This window comes from Gorillibacterium massiliense (assembly GCF_000455485.1).
Taxonomy (GTDB): domain Bacteria; phylum Bacillota; class Bacilli; order Paenibacillales; family NBRC-103111; genus Gorillibacterium; species Gorillibacterium massiliense.
Genome location: NZ_CBQR020000160.1, coordinates 1 through 19009 on the forward strand (window position 1 = coordinate 1; position 19009 = coordinate 19009).

Sequence of the window (19009 nt, forward strand, 5' to 3'; positions counted from 1 at the left end):
AGACCGGGAACAGCCCCAGGTGCTCGCCAAGCTCCAGGAACTGCTGAAGCTGAGCAGCGGACCGCTGCCGGTTGTGCTCTTTTACGAGCGGGAGAAAAAGAAGCTTGCCTTAAGCGATAAATACAAGGTGAAGCCTTCTCCAGAGCTGTTCCGTCAAGTGGAAGATCTGCTCGGCAAGGATACGGTGATCGTGACAGGCTGACCGGTACAATTCATTTGTTCGGTTTTCTCCTTATTTGCTTTGTTGCGGCTTAAAAGGCGGTTGTGCTATGATAAATCTATTGCACAGCTGTCTATGAGTGGGTCCCGAGGAGGTTTTCATAACGTGTGGACTGTCATCTACATCGCGCCAACTGCCAGAATCTCTGAGCGCATAAAGGACAAGCTGACAGAAGAAGGCTTTCTGGTTCAAGTCCGGGCTATCAACCTGATGAATACCCAATTCGAAATTCTCGTACCTGAAGGGGAAGTTCTAGAAGTGCAGGAAGTTCTCAACTCCATATTGCACAGGTGAGCCCTTGCGATCGAATATGCTCTAGTGAGGTGTCTATGTGCCGCTGAAGGATTTGTTCCAAAAACGTAAATACGCCACCATTCCATCGGACAGAGCCCGCCGTGAAATACCCGAGGGTTTGATGAACAAGTGTCCGAAATGCGGCGCTATCCAATTTAATATGGAACTGCAGAAGAATTTGAAAGTGTGCGCAACCTGCGGTTACCACTTCGTGTTGAACGCTGCGGAACGGATCATGATGACGATGGACGACGGGCGACTCTTTGAATACGACGCAGATATGGTTTCCGTCGATCCCCTTGAGTTTCCCGGCTACGAAGATAAAATCGCCCAGATGATGGAGAAGACAGGTTTTACTGACGCCGTTGTAACAGGCGAAGGCACCATTGGCGGATTTCCCGCCGTTGTATGCATGATGAGCTTTGAATTTTTCGCCGGTTCCTTGGGAAGCGTAGTCGGAGAAAAAATCGCCCGAGCCGCCGAGACGGCGATGCAGAAGCAATATCCGCTTATCATCTACTCCACTTCCGGTGGAGCACGGATGCAGGAGAGTATTCTCTCGCTGATGCAGATGGCGAAGACAAGCGCCGTACTGAACCGGTTTCACGAAAACGGCGGTCTATATATTTCCGTGTTGACCGACCCAACCTTGGGCGGGGTAAGCGCCAGTTTTGCCATGCTGGGCGACATCATTCTTGCTGAACCGGGAGCCGTAATCGGCTTTGCAGGAAGAAGGGTCATCGAGCAAACCATCCGTCAGAAACTGCCGGACAATTTCCAAACCTCCGAGTTCAACTTGCAGCACGGTCAGGTCGATAAAGTCGTACACCGCAAAGATTTGCGCAATACGCTTATCAAGATTTTGGATATTCATACGGTAAAGGAGGTTTCGTCCCATGGCGGGTGAACTTCCCTATGAACAACCTTTAGCGGAGCTCCGTGGTAAAATTGAGGAGCTGCGCAAATTTGGTCTGGAGAAACAGATTGATTTTTCCGATGAAATATCTCGGCTGGAAGAACGCTACGCTCTTCTGGAGGATCAGCTTTATTCCGGATTATCCGTGAAGGAAAAAATGCAAATCGCTAAAAATCCGCAGCGCCCAACGGCAATGGATTACATAAATGCGGTTTTTAACGATTTCGTGGAATTTCACGGCGATCGGCTGTTTGGCGATGATTTAGCCATTGTCGGCGGTATTGCCAAGTTGAAAGGCATGCCCGTCACCGTTATCGGCAGCCAAAAAGGGAAAGATACGAAGGACAACATCGCCCGCAACTTTGGCATGCCCCATCCTGAAGGCTATCGCAAGGCGCTGCGCCTCATGAAACAGGCGGACAAATTCCATCGCCCCATCGTTACCTTTATTGATGTGCCTGGAGCGTATCCCGGCGGTGCGGCAGAGGAGCGGGGGCAAGCTGAAGCTATCGCCCGCAATCTGCAGGAAATGGCTGCGCTAGGCGTGCCCGTCGTCTGTGTCGTGCTTGGTGAAGGCGGCAGTGGCGGAGCCCTCGCCATCGGAGTAGGCAATCGCGTGCTCATGCTGGAGCATGCCATCTATTCGGTGATTTCACCGGAAGGGGCGGCTTCCATTCTCTATAAAGATTCATCTCGCGGTCTTGAGGCTGCAGAACGAATGAAGGTGACGGCTCAAGATATTTTGCAGCTGGGCGTCATCGACGATATCGTTCCCGAACCTCGGGGCGGCGCCCATAAGGACCCCAAGAAACAAGCGGAATTACTCCGCGATAAGTTGTGGGAGCACATCACAGAGCTCGCCAACATGTCGCCGGAAGAACTCCGGGAGGACCGCTTCCGCAAATTCCGCAGCATCGGCAAATTTGATTTTTTGCAGCCGTCTTAATGCTTTGTTCACACCCCTATAGGGTGGGTAAAAGATTAACAGCCGCACTCCTGCGGCTCATTCGTCTGTCTACCCATCTTTTCCGCTTGCAAGCGGACTTTAGCTGATATTTTCGCTCCCCCAAGCGCAAAATATAAACATATTCCATGAAGTGCAAATGTAGGAGGAAACCAACATGCGTAAAACAAAGATCGTATGTACCATTGGCCCAGCCAGCGAATCCGTCGAAATGCTGAAAAAGCTTATGAACGCCGGAATGAATGTCTGCCGTCTGAACTTTTCTCACGGCGACTTCGAAGAGCATGGCAACCGCATCATCAATATTCGGCAGGCTGCTAAAGAATTAAATAAAACCGTAGCCATTTTGCTGGATACGAAAGGACCGGAAATTCGCACCGGTAAACTGAAGGAAGAGCCCATCGAACTCATTCAAGATGAAACCCTCGTCCTCACCACCGAAGAAATTCTCGGCGACAAAAACCGCATCTCCATTACGTACAAAGATCTTCCCCGCGACGTAGAAGTTGGTTCGACGATTTTGATCGACGACGGCTTGATCGGTTTGACCGTTACCGGCCTCACGGAAACGGAAATCGAATGTGTTATCGTGAACGGCGGAACCATCAAGAGCAAGAAAGGCGTTAACGTCCCTGGCGTGAAAATTTCCCTGCCGGGCATCACGGAGAAAGACGCCGCCGATATTCGCTTCGGCATCAGCCAAGACATCGACTTCATCGCCGCTTCCTTCGTACGTAAAGCCAGCGACGTGTTGGAAATTCGCGAAATTCTGGAACAAGAAAACGCGACCCACGTCCAAATCATCTCCAAAATCGAAAACCAGGAAGGCGTCGACAACCTGGATGAAATTATCGAAGTATCCGACGGCATCATGGTTGCCCGCGGCGACTTGGGCGTTGAAATCCCGGCAGAAGAAGTTCCGTTGGCACAAAAGCTCATGATCAAGAAATGTAACTTGGTGGGCAAGCCGGTTATAACGGCAACCCAAATGCTGGATTCCATGCAGCGCAACCCTCGTCCTACCCGTGCAGAAGCCAACGACGTGGCCAACGCCATCTTCGACGGCACCGACGCTGTTATGCTATCCGGCGAGTCCGCTGCAGGGAAATACCCGCTTGAATCCGTTCAAACCATGGCCCGCATCGCAGAACGCACCGAAGAAGCGCTGGAATACCGCGAAATCTTCAAAAAGCAAGCGACGGCTCAACAAGTTTCGGTAACGGAAGCCATCAGTCAAGCGGTTGCTAACTCCGCTCTGGACCTGCATGCTAAAGCCATCATCACCTGCACCGAAACGGGATATACCGCCCGTATGGTATCCAAATACCGTCCGGAAGCTCCGGTTATCGCTTATACGAAAACGGAGCGCATGATGCGCCGCCTTGTCCTGGTATGGGGCGTTACCCCGGTGCTGGGCACCGACGCTGATACCACCGACGATATGATCTCCGCCGCCATCGAAGCCGGCCGCAAAACCGGTCTCATCAATCTTGGCGATCTGGTTGTCATCACCGCCGGCATTCCGGTTGGCCGTTCCGGTTCCACCAACCTGATCAAGGTTCACCATGTCGGTGAATTGATTGCCAAAGGCCAAGGCATCGGCAGCCAAACTGCTACCGGTAAAGTCGTAATCGCCCGTTCCGCCAAGGAAGCCGTCGAAAAAGTAACCGAAGGCTCCATCCTTGTTGCACCGGGAACCGATAAAGAATATATGCCTGCTTTTGAAAAAGCAGCCGGTGTCATTACCGCATCCGGCGGCATCACCTCTCATGCAGCCGTTGTTGGCCTTAACCTGGGCAAGCCGGTTATCATCGGCGTCGACAACGCGTTGAACCTGTTTGAAGACGGCATGGAAGTATCGATCTACGCCGAACAAGGCTTTATTTACTCCGGCAAAGCCAGAGTGTTGTAAGATAAAGAGTCGCAAATAGTGAAGCGGTTATCCGCTTCACTATTTTTCTCTATCGGTACCTATAGCTGGCCGCTATCCCTAGACTGATTACGCTATCGGTAAACGTCGTCCGTTTTGAACGTACTGCGTTATCCGGTTTTCCGTGTCAAGCCGGATTCCAGGGCGCCAGTACCGGGCGTATTGCAGATGGCCTTGAAAAAAGGGGTGACGGGATGTTTCGCTGGCTGTTAATTTTGTTCATAGGGATACCTGCATTGGAAATATGGGGTCTTGTTACCATGGGACGATGGATAGGCGGTTGGCAAACGGTCGTCTTCGTTCTGCTAATATCCGCGGTAGGAACCTTCATCGCGAGGCGGGAAGCCAGACTGGTTTGGCGGGAAGCAGCCGATTCTCTTTCCAGGGGGCAACTGCCGGCTGGACCGCTTCTAGAGGGTTTGTGCATCCTGGCGGGAGGCTTGCTGCTTATCCTTCCCGGTTTTTTTACGGATATCATTGGACTGTTCCTACTGCTGCCGTTAACCCGTCCTCTGGCAAGAGGCATTCTGCTTAAGCTCCTGATGAAGCAAATCGAGAAGGGCTCTATCCGATTTTATAAGTAATGCGTAAGAATAGACAAAATTCCTGCATGATAAGGGCAGGAATTTTGTTTTACTGCTGCTAAACGAAGCTCGTAAAATCGTTTATCTATTTTGTCGGCTCCGTCATGAAGTTGACGGTTTCTGCTGTCGAAATTTCGTTCACAATTTTGAAACAAAATCATTTTATACCTATGATAATGAAGTTCTATGCTAACGAGATTCACAATTTTGTAAAAATACTTTATTATTAAGTATAGAATGTATGATAAATGTTATTTATGTTCGTGAAAACTTAAGCCAAAGGAGAGAAGAGAATGACAGCCACAAAAGGTTTGGAAGGGATCGTCGCTACCACTTCATCCGTTAGTTCTATCATCGATGGCATTTTAACCTACCGCGGATATGATATTGACGACTTGGCCGAAAACGCTTCCTTTGAAGAAGTCATATATTTGTTGTGGTACGGCAAACTGCCCAAAGCTGCCGAATTAACCAGGATACGTGATGAGTTGAGTGCGGCAGCAGCGATTCCTGAACAAGTCGTGGACCTTATCCGCTTGTTCCCGAAGAATGCCAACTCTATGGCGGCGCTGCGATCGGCGACATCTGCTCTAGCTCTCTATGACGGCGAAGCGGACGATATGACGAAGGAAGCCAATCTCCGCAAAGCCGTAAGGTTGCAAGCGCAAATTCCTACGATCATCGCCGCATTTTCACGAATCCGTGACGGCAAGGAACCGATCGCTCCCAAAGCGGGCGCGACCATCGCAGAGAACTTTCTCTATATGTTAAGCGGCGAGGAGCCGAGCGATGTCGCGGTGAAAGCGCTGGACAAAGCTCTCGTGCTTCATGCCGACCATGAATTGAATGCATCGACTTTTGCCGGCCGGGTAACGGTAGCGACACTGTCGGATATATACTCCGGCGTTACCTCTGCCATTGGAGCGCTTAAGGGTCCGCTGCACGGCGGCGCCAATGAAGCGGTCATGGCTATGCTGGAGGAAATCGGCACCCTCGAAAATATCGACCCGTATGTCAACCGCAAGCTGGAAAATAAAGAAAAGCTGATGGGCTTCGGCCATCGCGTTTACAAAAACGGCGATCCCCGCGCCAAACATCTGCAGAAGATGTCCCTTGAGCTGGGCAGCCAAACGGGAGATTTGAAGTGGTACGAGATGTCCATCCGTATCGAAAACTTGGTAACCGGTTTGAAAGGGCTTAAACCAAACGTCGATTTCTACTCGGCTTCGGTTTATACGACTTTGAAGATTCCCCGTGATTTGTTCACGCCGATTTTTGCCATCAGCCGCTGTTCCGGCTGGACGGCTCATATTTTGGAGCAATACGAGAATAACCGGCTGATTCGTCCTCGCGCCGAGTACGTCGGTCCTTCCACACAGAAATACGTTCCGGTGGAACGCCGCTAGCTTCCGGTTCTTCAACCGGCTGAATCTATATTCTTGCCATTACCCATACCATATCAAGGAGGCTATCCCCTACATGCCACAGTTTGAAAAGTTCTCCCTTCCGACAGAAGGCGCAACCATTACCATCGACAACGGAAAATTGAATGTTCCGAATAACCCGATCATTCCTTTCATTGAAGGAGATGGCACCGGCCGCGACATTTGGCGGGCATCTAAACGGGTGCTTGATGCTGCGGTAGAGAAGGCATACGGCGGCGAGAAGAAAATCGCCTGGTACGAAGTATTTGCCGGTGAAAAAGCGTTCAACGAATACGGCGAATGGCTCCCAACGGATACTCTGACGGCGATCCGCGAATATATTGTCGCCATCAAAGGCCCGTTGACCACGCCTATCGGCGGTGGCATCCGCTCTCTGAACGTCGCATTGCGGCAAGAGCTGGATCTTTACGTTTGCCTGCGCCCCGTTCGCTATTTTGAGGGCGTTCCTTCCCCTGTGAAGCACCCTGAGTTGGTGGACATGGTCATCTTCCGGGAAAATACGGAAGACATCTATGCGGGCATCGAGTACCAAGAGGGCTCCGCAGAAGTGAAGAAAGTCATCGAGTTCCTGCAAAAAGAGATGGGCGTCAAGAAAATCCGCTTCCCGGAAACTTCCGGCATCGGCATCAAACCGGTATCCCGCGAAGGCTCGGAGCGTCTTGTACGCGCCGCTGTCGAATACGCCATCAAGCATGGCCGCAAAAGCGTCACCTTGGTGCACAAAGGCAATATCATGAAATTCACCGAAGGCGCCTTTAAAAACTGGGGCTACGCCTTGGCCGAGAGAGAATTCGGTGATCAAGTGTTCACTTGGGACCAATACGACCGCATCAAAGCAGCTGAAGGCACGGATGCCGCTAACGCTGCGCAAAAAGCAGCTGAGGACGCAGGCAAGATCATCGTCAAGGATGCCATTGCCGACATCACGCTGCAGCAAGTATTGACCCGCCCAAGCGACTTCGACGTCATCGCCACGCTGAACTTAAACGGCGACTATCTGTCCGATGCTCTGGCTGCTCAAGTCGGCGGAATCGGCATTGCGCCGGGAGCCAATATCAACTATGTCACCGGTCATGCCATCTTTGAAGCAACCCATGGTACGGCGCCGAAATATGCCGACCTCGACGTGGTAAACCCGGGCTCGGTTATCCTCTCCGGCGTCATGATGTTGGAGCATCTGGGCTGGCAGGAAGCCGCCGATCTGATCTATAAAGGTTTGTCCGCCGCCATCGACAGCAAGGTCGTTACCTATGACTTCGCCCGCCTGATGGAAGGTGCAACGAAAGTAAAAACTTCGGAATTCGCCGATCAAATCATCAAGTTCTTCTAATCCCTGGCGAGAAATAGAGATACACGCGAGAGGAGAAACGTCATTCAATGGCTATTCAACGAAAAAAAATAACGGTAATCGGTGCAGGCTTCACCGGAGCGACTACCGCCCTCATGCTAGCGCAGAAGGAGTTAGGGGATATCGTCCTGCTGGACATTCCCCAACTGGAGAACCCGACCAAGGGGAAGGCGCTGGATATGCTGGAAGCCGGTCCGGTACAAGGGTTTGACGCCAACATCGTCGGTACCTCCGATTATGCGGATGCTGCCGGCTCAGATATCGTCATCATTACAGCAGGCATCGCCCGCAAGCCTGGCATGAGCCGCGACGACCTGGTGAATACCAACGCGGGGATCATAAAGAACGTTTGCGAGAACGTCCGCGAGTACTGCCCGGATTCCATCGTCCTCATCCTGTCTAACCCGGTAGACGCCATGACCTATGCGGCTTATCAAGCCTTAGGCTTCCCGAAAAACCGCGTCATCGGCCAGTCCGGCGTATTAGATACGGCCCGGTACTGCACGTTTATCGCCCAAGAGCTTAACGTATCCGTGGAGGATGTCCGCGGCTTCGTTTTGGGCGGACACGGCGACGATATGGTGCCTCTCGTCCGTTATTCCAACGTCGGCGGCATCCCCATCGATAAACTGATTCCGGCGGACCGCATTGAAGCCATCGTGAAGCGCACCCGTACCGGCGGCGGTGAAATCGTCAACCTGTTGGGCAACGGCAGCGCTTATTATGCTCCGGCGGCATCTCTCGTTCAGATGACGGAGGCTATCGTTAAGGACAAAAAGCGGATCATCGCATCCATCGCTCTGTTGGAAGGCGAATACGGCTACGACAATTTGTTCTTAGGCGTACCGACATTACTTGGCGGCAACGGGATTGAGAAGATTTTTGAGCTGGAGCTGACGGCGGAGGAGAAAGCGGCGCTGGACAAATCGGCGGACTCCGTACGCAACGTCATCGCGGTTGTGCAAGCATAATCACCTCATAACCTAACGAAAATAGAAACGGTCTTCTTCGAGTAATCGAAAGAAGGCCGTTTTTCTTTTTTTATCTTACGATAATCTTTCTCCTCTACAGTAAAAAGATGGGGCAAAACTCGCTAACTGATAAATAGAGGAGAGTGATGTAAGATGAACGTGTCACGGAGTGGCGGCGCAGGCGGTAGCAAGGAGCCAATTATGTCCTTGTATTACGTTCGAGCGTTGGCGATCCTTGGTGTCATTATGGTTCATGTGACAGCCACGCCTATCGGTGAAATTCAAGGGAAGCAGTCAAGCCTATATGCGCTATTCAACTTTCTCAATATCTTCAATAAGTTTGGTACGCCAACTTTTCTGTTTCTTAGCGCCTTCGTATTGTTTTACAGCTATTACGACCGGCCTCTATCGAAGGCACTGCTCTCTCGCTTTTACAAGCGAAGGCTAATGTATATTCTCGTTCCTTATTTGGTCGGCTCGTGTTTTTACTATATGCTGGGCTTGTACGGAGTTTACGGCTTTTCCCATATGAGCGATTACGGCTCTGTTAAGCAGTTTCTCGGGCTCCTTGTTCACGGGAAGACGTATTATCACCTGTATTTTATCTTCATCAATGCTCAGTTCTACGTGCTGTTTCCGTTCATGCTTTGGCTACTGCAAAAGAAACCGCAATTAACTAAAATGCTGATCCCGATCGGCCTCGTTTTGCAATGGGCTTTTGTGATAGGCAATTTGGAAGTCATGCATTATGGAGATAAAGGATACTTATTCATCAGCTATTTTGCGAATTTTTGCTTAGGCGCCTTTTTCGGAATTTTTCATAAACAAGTAAGGGACATGCTGGACTTGACTTGGGAAAAGCTGTTCACCTATCGCGGGGGGATTTGGCTGGTCGTTTGGGGCGTGTGGCTGGTTGCGACTGTGGCCCATATCCACCTTTGGTATGAAAATCGAACCGGCACCGCAAACGCCGGCGCCTTCACATATGAGCTGCTTTGGTTTCTGCAAACCTATACGTCCGGTTTGATCCTCTATCAATTGGCCGGTTTGTTGTACCGCAAGCTGAAGGGGACTGCCGCCAAGTTACTGCTCCATTTGGGCAGCGTCTCTTTTGGCGTTTATATCGTCCATGCGGCTGTTCTGTATCTGTTTATCCGATTATTGGACACGCCGAGTCAGCCTCATTTGTATGTGCTCTATTACGCCTGCGCCTATGCGGCAACGCTATCTGTTTCCTGGATGGTCGTCGGTTTGCTGCAGAAGCGTTTCAAGTTTGCCTGGGTACTGTTTGGTTCTGTGCCGAAGATCCGCTCAATAGATTCTCCAGGGATAAGAACGTCGACAGCCGCCGCACCCGTCAGTTCTACATTCGAGGCCTAGAGCTTGATTCATGAGCTTCATTCCGTTCTGAAAATGTCCGCCGAATATTTTGTTCGGCGGGCTTTTTTCTGTAACATTTCTCCAATTTCAGCGTCATTTAGGAGAGGGATATTGCAGCTTAGGGGAGAGGATTTATTCGTGAGAAAAAGTGCTTTAGCCGTCGGCCTGCTGGTCGTGCTTTGCCTATTTACAGCATGTGAGAAAGAATCGGATGACCCACGGGCTGCGGGCACGTCGGCGAAGGTGACCATGACAGCAACACCGACTCCCGGTGCGAGCGTGTCAGCGATTGGGGCATCGTCATCTCCTAATCCGACTTCAACGCCCAATCTGAGCTTTCGAGATTCCATCACGGAACTGGGCATCTATCAAGAAGACCCGGACAAGGGGGGCGGCAGAGAAATCGTCTCTTTTATGCCGTCCGTATTGCCTTCGAGTCCCGTATCCTATGCCTATCATTTAGATAAATTGTATGGCTTTATAACATTTAAGGAACTGCCGGAATCTAAGATAGCGGAATTGCTGAAGGATATCCGAGCGGATCAAGGGACTTTTGAAATCCGCATGGAAAATCCGGAGGTTCTTACTTTGACTCCCCGATATAAATGGACGCTGACCGGTCTTGACCGTAAAGCAACGCTTACCTTTGGCGATCTGCCGTCGATTGCTGTAAAACGCATGGAGCCGATGACCTTTACGGTAGACGGATTTATGGTGCCGGATTACATTCCAAGCTTTGGCGCAAAGATCCTCAAACAAGGCGAAGGCAGCCAAACGGCCGTCATTCGTTTCTCCGAACCGGTTGACACGAAGAACGTTGAGATCAAGCCGGGGGGAGAATGGTTGGACAGCCGCCGGTTGAAGGTAACGTTGGACCCGCCGTATAGTCAACCAACTTTCGAAATTCATAATCTTTTCGGTATTTCAGGCAACTCTCTGGCTCGCGGGAAGGATCTCTATTTGTCCCTCGACGTTGTTGAACCTGCCGTCTGGTATGACAGTACGAGCGGTAAAAAAGCAGGTTGGAGCCGGTTCGATCCCTTTTACGATGATGTGATCTTTGCACCTGACGGAAACAGCTATATCGGATTGGTAAACACGAATGAAGAGGTCGTCGATGCCCCTGGCGGTATTTATGCTCTGTTTTTGGAGCGGAAGAATCAGGAGACGAAGCTTTTGAGCAACGGGACTTATTATACGTTCACCGATGGCACGATCATCCAATGGTTGGATAATGAACGGTTTATGACGAAGGATCTGCAGGGAGCATACGTCTATGACACTGTAACAGATAAGCGGCAGAATGTTCGTATCTTAACCGCCAAGGAGAAGGACGAACCTAAGTGGATAAGCGGATACTCCTATGATCCCCAATCAAACAGAACCTACCTGACATTGACGAGATATGACCGAAAAAACGATTCCTTTTTCCCTGTAGATCTGGAAATCTACGAAGGTGCGGGAGAGCGTCTTTTGGAGAAAAAAGAGAATTTAACCGTCACCTATCAAGATTATAAATATCACGCTATGGTGATTCGTCCGCTGTTTCATACGCTTGGCACCTTTTGGAACGGTTCGGAAGATGAAAAATGGACGGTTACTTGGCAAAAATCCAATGGAAGCGTCCAGACGGTCAAGGGAAGAGGGGTAACCGCCGACGAGAAGGGCTTATATTTGATGCGGCAAGTTGGAAAAGAGCAGATGACGGTGGAATATGCTTACTGGGTGCCGGGTCGTAAACCAAAATTATTGCCCAAGGTGAACGACAGCGATTGGGGGAACGTGCAGCCTTTTGGCGACCGGCTGATTAGCAATAATTACCGCGAAGAAGGCTCATCCTTACTGATCTTCGATAAAGCTTCATGGAGCTGGAAGCCAGCCCCTATAGAGTTGCAAAACAGTTGGGCCCCCTACCAAGTGGAGAGCAGTTATTACCGTGCCTCAGTTGTGACGAAATAAGGGAGGGGGGACGCCGTTTTCACAATGGAAGCTGGCGTCTTACTTTTTCGCGTAAAACACCCCGAAATCATACATCTTGAATACGCAATCGGCATCGGCGAAACCCGCTTCTTGGAGCCACTGGATCTGATCATGTACGGAAGCGTTGATATCCAGCTTCCTTCTTTGCCGCGACGCTTCCATCGCTTCTTCAGTCAACCCGCTTGCCCGGATGCTCGCTTCCCACTGTTCTCGGTAATAAGCGTCAAAGAATGAGGAAGTCCCTGCCACCTGATCCGCATTGATGAACTGGCCGTTCCCCTTCAATATGCCGAAAACGGTCTTGAACAGCGCCGCCTTATCCATCTGGGTCAGATGGTGAATGGATAGCGAGGATACGACATAGTCATAGGTTTCATTGTAGGAGTATTGGCTGTAGTCCCCCGTCAGATAGCGGATGTTATCTCTACCGGCGAATCGCTCCTTGGCCCGCTCCAGCATTTTTTCGCTGAGGTCGATTAAGGTGATATTGGCGTTTGGGTATTTCGCCAGTATAAAAGCAGATAAGAGACCTGTTCCAGCCCCGAGGTCCAGGATCGTCGGCGCAGGGTTATCCGTTTCGATGAGATGAACGGCCGTTCCATAGAAAGTGTCGAAACAGGGAAGCAGTTTTCTCCTCTCTTTATCATAATCTTGAGCATTGGCGTCAAAGCCTTTGATCACATCTTCCAGCATCACGGACACGTCCTTTCGTTTGGGTAGACCTAGTATACGCTTGTTTTTTCCATTGGAGAAATAGATAAAGACTGTTGTATTTATAGGCTGAAACTATAATTTAATTACCGAATCTTTATTAATTCTTTCATAGTATTAGCATTTTTTGTCACCCGATGGGACGGTATTCGTAGTATATTTATACTATAGAATATCGTGGAAAGCGTCGTTTTTTGCTTAAGGAAGGGAGTTCGCGATGGAACTTGTAAAAGTGGTGAAATATGACGGAGCGCCGGATACGATGGTGTGGAAGTATCCCTTCGAGGAACTGGGTACATGGACTCAACTTATCGTCAACGAATCCCAAGAGGTGCTCTTTTTCAAGGGCGGACAAGCTCTCGACCTGTTCGGGCCTGGACGGCATACCCTGTCGACGGAGAATATCCCGATTCTGTCCAACTTGGTAAACATCCCCTTTGGCGGCAGATCTCCTTTCACAGCCGAGGTATGGTTCGTTAATAAGACATGCCGGTTGGACATCAAATGGGGAACCCAGAGTCCGATTCAGCTTCAAGACCCCAAATATCAACTGCTGGTGGGCGTAAGAGCTTTCGGCCAGATGGGTATTCAAGTGGAGGACACCCGCAAGTTTTTGCTTAAGCTCATCGGTACCCAGACGGAAATGACACAGAACGAGCTCAGCCAGTATTTTCGCGGGATTTTAATGATGAATGTGAAGGAGCTTATCTCCTCTTATCTTATCTTCAAGAAAATCAGCTTGCTGGAGATCAACGCCTATCTATCGGAGATTTCCATTCACGTGCAGGAGCGGGTTGCGGCTGTCTTTTCCGAATACGGGCTTCGTTTGGCGGGCTTCGCCATCGAGTCCATCAATACGCCGGAGGACGATCCTTCGACCAAGCGGCTTAAAGATGCCCTTGCGAAAAAGGCGGAAATGGATATTATCGGCTACAACTACCAGCAGGAGCGGACCTTCAACACCTACGAGAACGCCGCGAAAAACGAGGGGAACGTCTCTCCCTTTATGGGAGCCGGAATCGGCCTAAGTTTGGGCAGGGAAATGGGAACCGCCCTCGGAGTCAGCTTCGGCAGCCAGGCAACTCTGGAAAATGAAAAGCCGCTCCAACAGAAGGAAGAAGCCAAAATCATACCATGTTCCAATTGCCGGCAGCCGATTCCGACAGGCTCGAAATTCTGTCCCGAATGCGGCGACGCTTATCGGCCTTGCCCCCGCTGTCAGGCGGACAACCCTGCAGATGCGCAGGTGTGCATGGAGTGCGGAGCGTCTTTCGGCTTAATCTGCATAAAATGCGGAGCGACCAACGAAACGGGGAAATTTTGCAGGGAATGCGGGGCGAGTCTCGTGCTCACCTGCAGTCAATGCCAAACGGCCGTACAGCCGGGGCAGAAGTTTTGCTTCGAATGCGGCAATAAGCTGATCTGAGGGAGCTGGCCATGAACATTTCGCGCATTACCGCTACCGCCGTTAACCTTTTGTTCACGACGGTCATCGTGCTGACGGCGGGGATTTTCATCGGAACAAGTTGGGGTTACCTACCTTCCCGTTATTGGTGGATTTCGCTTGTACTACTGTTTGCTGCCGAAGTTCTCGCTTACGGTTCCATTTTGTTCGTGATCCGTAGCAGCCGGCGGGCAAAAGGCGCCGTTCCCGCTGCGGTTCCGTATATAACCATATCCGTGCTGTACGCTGCAGCTGTACTTTTTCACATCGTCGTGTTTTGGCTTATCATTCACGTGCCCTTTAGAACGTATATGATCATCCATTTCGTAACCGTTGCGGCAGCTGTGGCTGCCCTTGCGGTTACCGCTATCCAGCATCGCTATGTCAAGGAACAGCAGGATGAGCAGGAAGCGCGGACCGATCTGTTCAAGCAAACCCAAGGAAAGTTGCAAAACGCGCTGTATTTGCTGCAAGCCCGCAGTCTTCCCGGTGAAGCCGGGCTGAAATCAAAGCTCGCCCAGTTGCAGGATAAAGCGCGTTACAGCGACCCGGTTTCCCATCCTTCCCTGGTTGCCATCGAAGAGAGCTTGTTTTGGCAGTCCAACGAGCTGGAAAAATGGATTCGCTCATCGGCGGCGGGAAGTACGGAAGCTAAGGAAGAGTTACCCTTGCAGCTCATTGCCGACATGGATGTGGAGCTGGAAAAAAGAAACCGGCAGCTCATCGCCTTAAAATAAGCTTCATCGAATCGATGATACTATCCTGTTTTCTTAATCAAAACCGAGAGGGGTAAATCTTTGTATACATCGGACAAACCAGTCATGAGCAATGTTGTGTTCTGGCTGCTCTCGATCTTTTTTCTGCCCTTTGCTTTTCTGATACCGTTGCTGGCCTTTTTCAGTCACCGCAATTTGAGCTTTCACCGGATAAAGGATTGGAAGCTGTTGGGTAATGTATTTCTTCTTTATTTTGCTTTCGGCATGATGATCACGTTTTTCGGAGATGTGGAAGGCAGCCGTACGCCTGTGGCCATCGTCTTTGCAGTCGTGTTCCTGCTGCCGGGTGTTCTCTGTTATATTCGCAGCCACAGGCTGGAAAACATCTTAATCAGCCGCTATCATACTTATGCCCATCTCCTTCTCAATGAGAGAATGCGATCCATCCGGTCCGTCGCGGAACGGACAGGACTCCGTCGGAAAGTCGTAACCAACGATTTGATCCGTATGATGTACACCGGCGTGTTTGACGATTATCACATGAGCATCGAAGGCGACAACATAACCTTGAGAGATGGTAATGAGGCTAATGATGACGTCGATGTGGACGTGGATGTAGACGTAAACGTGGATTTGGCGACCAGCATCAATAATTTGGTCACCGCTTCCCTGAATGCCGCCTTTGGCGGCGGTCAGGCGGTAGCAACGAAAGAGATACCTCAGACGAAACCGAAGCTCCAGCCTAAAAAGGTGGAATGCGGCGGCTGCGGATCCAGCAGCCTGCTTAAGCCGGGACAGGCCACCTCCTGCGAGTATTGCGGCGCGCCGATCTCTTATTCGTGAAAATTTCGGCTCGTGCGGAAAAAAGGGGTTGCCGGACTTAAAGGCACCATGTTAATATGTTACAAATAGTGGAAGGGTTTCTAGGGAACCGTTGATAGATCGGCAGGCAAAGCCGGGTAACGGACCGAGCGAAATCAGGCGCCGGACCATAACGCCGCGTCACACCGTAGGGATAAAAGACCTTCGGCAAGTTCCGCCTAACAGGCGGATCAGCCGGAGGTCTTTTTTGCTTTAGCGTACAAAAGAAACAGGGGTGAGTTGGAGTGGCTGCTATATGGATCGAGGGGTTAACGAAAGTGTTTGAAGTCAAGATGAAGGCGGTGGGGCTTGGCGGAAGTGTCCGCTCCTTGTTCAAGCCCCAATATCAAGAGAAATCGGCGGTTTCGTCTGTCAGCTTTTCCGTTGTGCAAGGAGAGGCATTAGCCTTTCTTGGCCCCAACGGAGCGGGAAAATCGACGACGATTAAAATGCTTTCCGGCATTTTGCATCCGTCATCCGGAAACGCCAGCGTTCTCGGACTCACGCCTTGGAAGGACCGGAAGCAATTGGCCTATCGCATCGGCTGCGTGTTTGGGCAGAAGTCCCAGCTGTGGTATCATCTGCCGCCATCCGATACCTTTGAGCTGATGAGCCGGATTTACGATTTGCCGAGAGCCGATTATCGAAGTCGGCGGGATTCTCTCGTGGAACGGTTTGAACTGGGACCGTATCTGGCGACGCCTGTCCGTAAGCTAAGCTTGGGCGAGCGGATGCGCTGCGAAATCGCCGCCTCATTGCTGCACCGGCCGGATGTGCTTTTTCTGGATGAGCCGACCATCGGGCTCGATGTGGTGGTTAAGCAGCGCATCCGCGAGCTGATTCGGGAGATGAACCGGGAGGAGGGGACGACAGTCTTCCTCACCTCTCATGATGCTGGCGACGTGGAGCAGCTATGCCGCCGAGCTATCGTCATCAATCACGGCACGGTCATTCTCGACGGCAGCGTTTCGGAAATGAAGCGCGACTATCTGGCGCGAAAAAACTGTCCATCTCAAATTGCTGGAAGCGCCGGCGGATTCCATCACCCTGCCGGGTGTGGATGTGCTGAAGCGCAAAGGGACGGGAATGCGTTTATCGGTGGACACATCGCAAACAACGATGGAGGATCTGCTCGCATACATCGTGGGCAATTATCGCATTGCCGACGTCACCATTGAAGATCCCTCCATGGAAGAGATTATCACGGATATCTATTCCCGAGGTGCAGATAAGGAGGTGTAAGCCATGAAACCCGCAGCCATTGCGGCCAAATATGCAGCCATCGGGAGAATGACCTTGAAAAACCAGGTGGCGTATGTAGCGGACTTTTTCATCCGGACGATCTTTTACATTTTGATCATTTATATTTTCATGCAATTATGGACCGCTACCTACAACGGGGAAGGCGGCGGGACGATTGCCGGGTTTTCTTTCAAGCAGATCGTATGGTATTTGATCATAACAGAGGGGATTACCATTGCGACTCCTCGCTTAGCGGCGCGGATCGAAGAAGAGGTAAAGTCGGGAGATGTCGGTTACCGATTGACCCGGCCCGTGAGCTACATCGGGTTTCATTACGTCAACTACCTCGGAGAGGCGTATCTGCGGTTTGGTATCAACCTGCTGATGGGCTTGGCACTCGGTATCTCCATGCTGGGATTTCCTCATTTCGGCTACGGCTGGCTGGGCCTGCTTGCACTGAGTCTGGGTGCCTTAACCGTTAACTTTCTGCTCAACATGATCTTGGCCTTGTGCGCCTTTTGGGTAGAAGAGACCCGCGGGCTGGAGTTCGTATATACCAAGCTGCTGTTTACCATCGGCGGGATGCTGATGCCTTTGGAGATTTATCCGGAAGCGTTTCAGCGGGTGTGCGTCTGGCTGCCTTTTCAAACGGTGCTCTACTTTCCGGCGAAGGCGGCGGTGGCTTTCGATCAAGTCAATCTCTTGAACATGCTGGCCATTCAATGGTTCTGGATTGCCCTGTTTACCGGGATTGTTCTGTTCATCTACCGGAAGGGAGTGAAGAAGCTCAATGTCAACGGCGGGTAAGATAAGGGCACTGTGGTCGTTTGTATGGACCTCCTGGCGGATGAACTTGGCCGGAGCGATGGAGTTCAGGCTCAGCTTTCTTCTCACCGCCGGTACGATGTTCGTGAACAATGCGGTCTGGTTGTTTTTCTGGGGGCTATTCTTTGGCCGCTTCAAAGCGGTTAACGGTTGGGTGATGGATGATATTTTCCTGCTTTGGGCGGTGTCGGCCGGAGGGTTTGGTCTGATGGCTGTTTTCTTCGGCAACGCCCCACGGATCAGCCCGATGGTGGCCCAAGGGGATCTGGATGCTTATTTGGTGCAGCCGAAGCCGCTCCTGCTGAACATTCTGGTCAGCCGCATGGATATATCCGCCATCGGGGATTTGCTATTCGGACTGGTCATTTACAGCATGTTCGGCGAATGGTCGCTTGCCGGCTGGCTTAAGTTTCTGTTAAGCATGGTCATCACGATGCTGATTTTTCTGTCTATGGCGGTTATTTTAAATACGCTGGCTTTTTTCATCGGAAATGCCGATGGAATCAGCTTTCAGCTCTTTAACGGCTTGTTGGCCTTCTCCCAGTATCCGACGGATATTTTCAAAGGGGCGGCCAAGGTTATCCTCTTCACCATCCTGCCGGCGGGGTTTATCAGCTATCTGCCAATCAAGCTGCTGCGGCAAGTGGATTTACCGTTTCTTGCGGTTACATTGGCCGTATCCGCTGCCATTACGGGCTGTGCGATCCTGTTGTTCCGATTGGGATTAAAAAGGTACACATCCGGTAACCGCATGGGGATGCGAACATAGCCTGCTCAGTGGAAAGATCAAGCGCAAAATGGAAAACCGACCAGCCGCCTTATCAGCGGTTGGCCGGTTTTTCTTAGTTTTTATTGAAACAGCGGGACGAGCCACGGCGCCAGCATGAAGGTGATGACTGCCGCTAATACCATGGCGACGCTGGAGGCGGTGCCTACCTCTTCGCTCAACTCGAACGCCTTGGAGGTACCGACGCCGTGGGAACTCATGCCCATGAGCATGCCTTGAGCCACCGTCGATTTCACCCGGAGCAGGCGGATGACCGCTGGCCCCACGAGGAAGCCAAACAAGCCGGTGATGATGACGAAAACAGCCGTAAGCGTCGCATTGGCTCCCATCATATTGGAAATTTCCATGGCGATGGGGGTTGTTACGGAACGGGGCGCTAGGCTGCCTATAA

The 19009-nt window shown here is 51.1% G+C and carries 19 protein-coding genes and 1 pseudogene; 18 read left to right on the forward strand and 2 right to left on the reverse strand.

Features of this window, described 5'->3' with window-relative positions; genetic code table 11:
* From TJ79_RS27620 to TJ79_RS22550, 11 genes are all read left to right on the forward strand, one after another.
* Positions 1–202, forward strand: a 202-nt coding sequence (locus TJ79_RS27620) for a hypothetical protein (RefSeq protein WP_040952603.1), incomplete at its 5' end; no start/stop codon positions are given.
* 123 nt (positions 203–325) lie between these two features.
* Positions 326–514 (forward strand): hypothetical protein, encoded by a 189-nt coding sequence (locus TJ79_RS22505; RefSeq protein WP_040952604.1) that lies wholly within the window; start codon positions 326–328, stop codon positions 512–514.
* A 37-nt stretch (positions 515–551) separates the two neighbouring features.
* Complete coding sequence (gene accD, locus TJ79_RS22510; protein ID WP_040952605.1) at positions 552–1421, forward strand: acetyl-CoA carboxylase, carboxyltransferase subunit beta; 870 nt, start codon at positions 552–554, stop codon at positions 1419–1421.
* Entirely contained in the window at positions 1411–2376 is a 966-nt protein-coding gene (locus TJ79_RS22515) for an acetyl-CoA carboxylase carboxyltransferase subunit alpha (RefSeq protein WP_040952606.1), read from the forward strand. Before accD ends, TJ79_RS22515 begins: the two co-directional genes overlap by 11 nt.
* Positions 2377–2551: 175 nt before the next feature.
* Positions 2552–4306: a pyruvate kinase gene (pyk, locus tag TJ79_RS22520; protein ID WP_040952607.1), complete on the forward strand. Its 1755-nt coding sequence runs from the start codon at positions 2552–2554 to the stop codon at positions 4304–4306.
* 212 nt (positions 4307–4518) lie between these two features.
* Positions 4519–4908, forward strand: a complete 390-nt coding sequence (locus TJ79_RS22525) for an FxsA family protein (RefSeq protein WP_040952608.1) — start codon at positions 4519–4521, stop codon at positions 4906–4908.
* 293 nt (positions 4909–5201) lie between these two features.
* Entirely contained in the window at positions 5202–6314 is a 1113-nt protein-coding gene (gene citZ, locus TJ79_RS22530) for a citrate synthase (RefSeq protein ID WP_040952609.1), read from the forward strand.
* Between the two features lie 73 nt (positions 6315–6387).
* Positions 6388–7683, forward strand: a complete 1296-nt coding sequence (gene icd / locus TJ79_RS22535) for an NADP-dependent isocitrate dehydrogenase (RefSeq protein WP_040952610.1) — start codon at positions 6388–6390, stop codon at positions 7681–7683.
* Between the two features lie 47 nt (positions 7684–7730).
* Entirely contained in the window at positions 7731–8672 is a 942-nt protein-coding gene (gene mdh, locus TJ79_RS22540) for a malate dehydrogenase (protein WP_040952611.1), read from the forward strand.
* A gap of 153 nt (positions 8673–8825) precedes the next feature.
* A complete protein-coding gene (locus TJ79_RS22545; RefSeq protein ID WP_052339885.1) occupies positions 8826–10052 on the forward strand; it encodes an acyltransferase in 1227 nt (408 codons plus the stop codon).
* A gap of 138 nt (positions 10053–10190) precedes the next feature.
* Complete coding sequence (locus TJ79_RS22550) at positions 10191–12011, forward strand: hypothetical protein (protein WP_155988001.1); 1821 nt, start codon at positions 10191–10193, stop codon at positions 12009–12011.
* A gap of 39 nt (positions 12012–12050) precedes the next feature.
* On the opposite strand, the gene TJ79_RS22555 is transcribed toward TJ79_RS22550, so the two are convergent.
* Positions 12051–12725: a class I SAM-dependent methyltransferase gene (locus TJ79_RS22555; RefSeq protein WP_040952613.1), complete on the reverse strand. Its 675-nt coding sequence runs from the start codon at positions 12723–12725 to the stop codon at positions 12051–12053.
* Positions 12726–12960: 235 nt separating this feature from the next.
* Here TJ79_RS22555 and TJ79_RS22560 point away from each other — a divergent pair, with 235 nt between their 5' ends.
* From TJ79_RS22560 to TJ79_RS22585, 7 genes and pseudogenes are all read left to right on the forward strand, one after another.
* On the forward strand, positions 12961–14169 hold the full coding sequence (locus TJ79_RS22560) for an SPFH domain-containing protein (RefSeq protein WP_040952614.1): 1209 nt from the start codon (positions 12961–12963) through the stop codon (positions 14167–14169).
* Between the two features lie 11 nt (positions 14170–14180).
* A complete protein-coding gene (locus TJ79_RS22565; protein ID WP_040952615.1) occupies positions 14181–14924 on the forward strand; it encodes a hypothetical protein in 744 nt (247 codons plus the stop codon).
* Between the two features lie 84 nt (positions 14925–15008).
* Entirely contained in the window at positions 15009–15746 is a 738-nt protein-coding gene (locus TJ79_RS22570) for a hypothetical protein (protein WP_155988002.1), read from the forward strand.
* 311 nt (positions 15747–16057) lie between these two features.
* Positions 16058–16597: pseudogene (locus tag TJ79_RS28295) on the forward strand (ATP-binding cassette domain-containing protein); the annotation flags it as partial.
* 223 nt (positions 16598–16820) lie between these two features.
* Complete coding sequence (locus tag TJ79_RS28300) at positions 16821–17006, forward strand: hypothetical protein (protein ID WP_238323111.1); 186 nt, start codon at positions 16821–16823, stop codon at positions 17004–17006.
* A 3-nt stretch (positions 17007–17009) separates the two neighbouring features.
* The gene (locus TJ79_RS22580; protein WP_040952617.1) at positions 17010–17813 is read left to right on the forward strand and encodes an ABC transporter permease; all 804 of its coding nucleotides are present in this window, start codon (positions 17010–17012) and stop codon (positions 17811–17813) included.
* The gene (locus TJ79_RS22585) at positions 17797–18600 is read left to right on the forward strand and encodes an ABC transporter permease (protein WP_040952618.1); all 804 of its coding nucleotides are present in this window, start codon (positions 17797–17799) and stop codon (positions 18598–18600) included. The genes TJ79_RS22580 and TJ79_RS22585 overlap by 17 nt, the downstream gene beginning before the upstream one ends.
* Positions 18601–18680: 80 nt before the next feature.
* On the opposite strand, the gene TJ79_RS22590 is transcribed toward TJ79_RS22585, so the two are convergent.
* Positions 18681–19009 (reverse strand): LrgB family protein (locus tag TJ79_RS22590; protein ID WP_040952619.1); only part of this gene is annotated, 329 nt, incomplete at its 5' end.

What these genes read in the sequence shown, in the direction of transcription:
- TJ79_RS22515 (WP_040952606.1), top strand. Translation starts at nt 1,411, where the DNA reads ATGGCGGGTGAACTTCCCTATGAACAACCTTTAGCGGAGCTCCGTGGT.
- pyk (WP_040952607.1), top strand. Translation starts at nt 2,552, where the DNA reads ATGCGTAAAACAAAGATCGTATGTACCATTGGCCCAGCCAGCGAATCC.
- TJ79_RS22525 (WP_040952608.1), top strand. Translation starts at nt 4,519, where the DNA reads ATGTTTCGCTGGCTGTTAATTTTGTTCATAGGGATACCTGCATTGGAA.
- citZ (WP_040952609.1), top strand. Translation starts at nt 5,202, where the DNA reads ATGACAGCCACAAAAGGTTTGGAAGGGATCGTCGCTACCACTTCATCC.
- icd (WP_040952610.1), top strand. Translation starts at nt 6,388, where the DNA reads ATGCCACAGTTTGAAAAGTTCTCCCTTCCGACAGAAGGCGCAACCATT.
- mdh (WP_040952611.1), top strand. Translation starts at nt 7,731, where the DNA reads ATGGCTATTCAACGAAAAAAAATAACGGTAATCGGTGCAGGCTTCACC.
- TJ79_RS22545 (WP_052339885.1), top strand. Translation starts at nt 8,826, where the DNA reads ATGAACGTGTCACGGAGTGGCGGCGCAGGCGGTAGCAAGGAGCCAATT.
- TJ79_RS22555 (WP_040952613.1), bottom strand. Translation starts at nt 12,725, where the DNA reads ATGCTGGAAGATGTGATCAAAGGCTTTGACGCCAATGCTCAAGATTAT.
- TJ79_RS22560 (WP_040952614.1), top strand. Translation starts at nt 12,961, where the DNA reads ATGGAACTTGTAAAAGTGGTGAAATATGACGGAGCGCCGGATACGATG.
- TJ79_RS22565 (WP_040952615.1), top strand. Translation starts at nt 14,181, where the DNA reads ATGAACATTTCGCGCATTACCGCTACCGCCGTTAACCTTTTGTTCACG.
- TJ79_RS22570 (WP_155988002.1), top strand. Translation starts at nt 15,009, where the DNA reads ATGAGCAATGTTGTGTTCTGGCTGCTCTCGATCTTTTTTCTGCCCTTT.
- TJ79_RS22580 (WP_040952617.1), top strand. Translation starts at nt 17,010, where the DNA reads ATGAAACCCGCAGCCATTGCGGCCAAATATGCAGCCATCGGGAGAATG.
- TJ79_RS22585 (WP_040952618.1), top strand. Translation starts at nt 17,797, where the DNA reads ATGTCAACGGCGGGTAAGATAAGGGCACTGTGGTCGTTTGTATGGACC.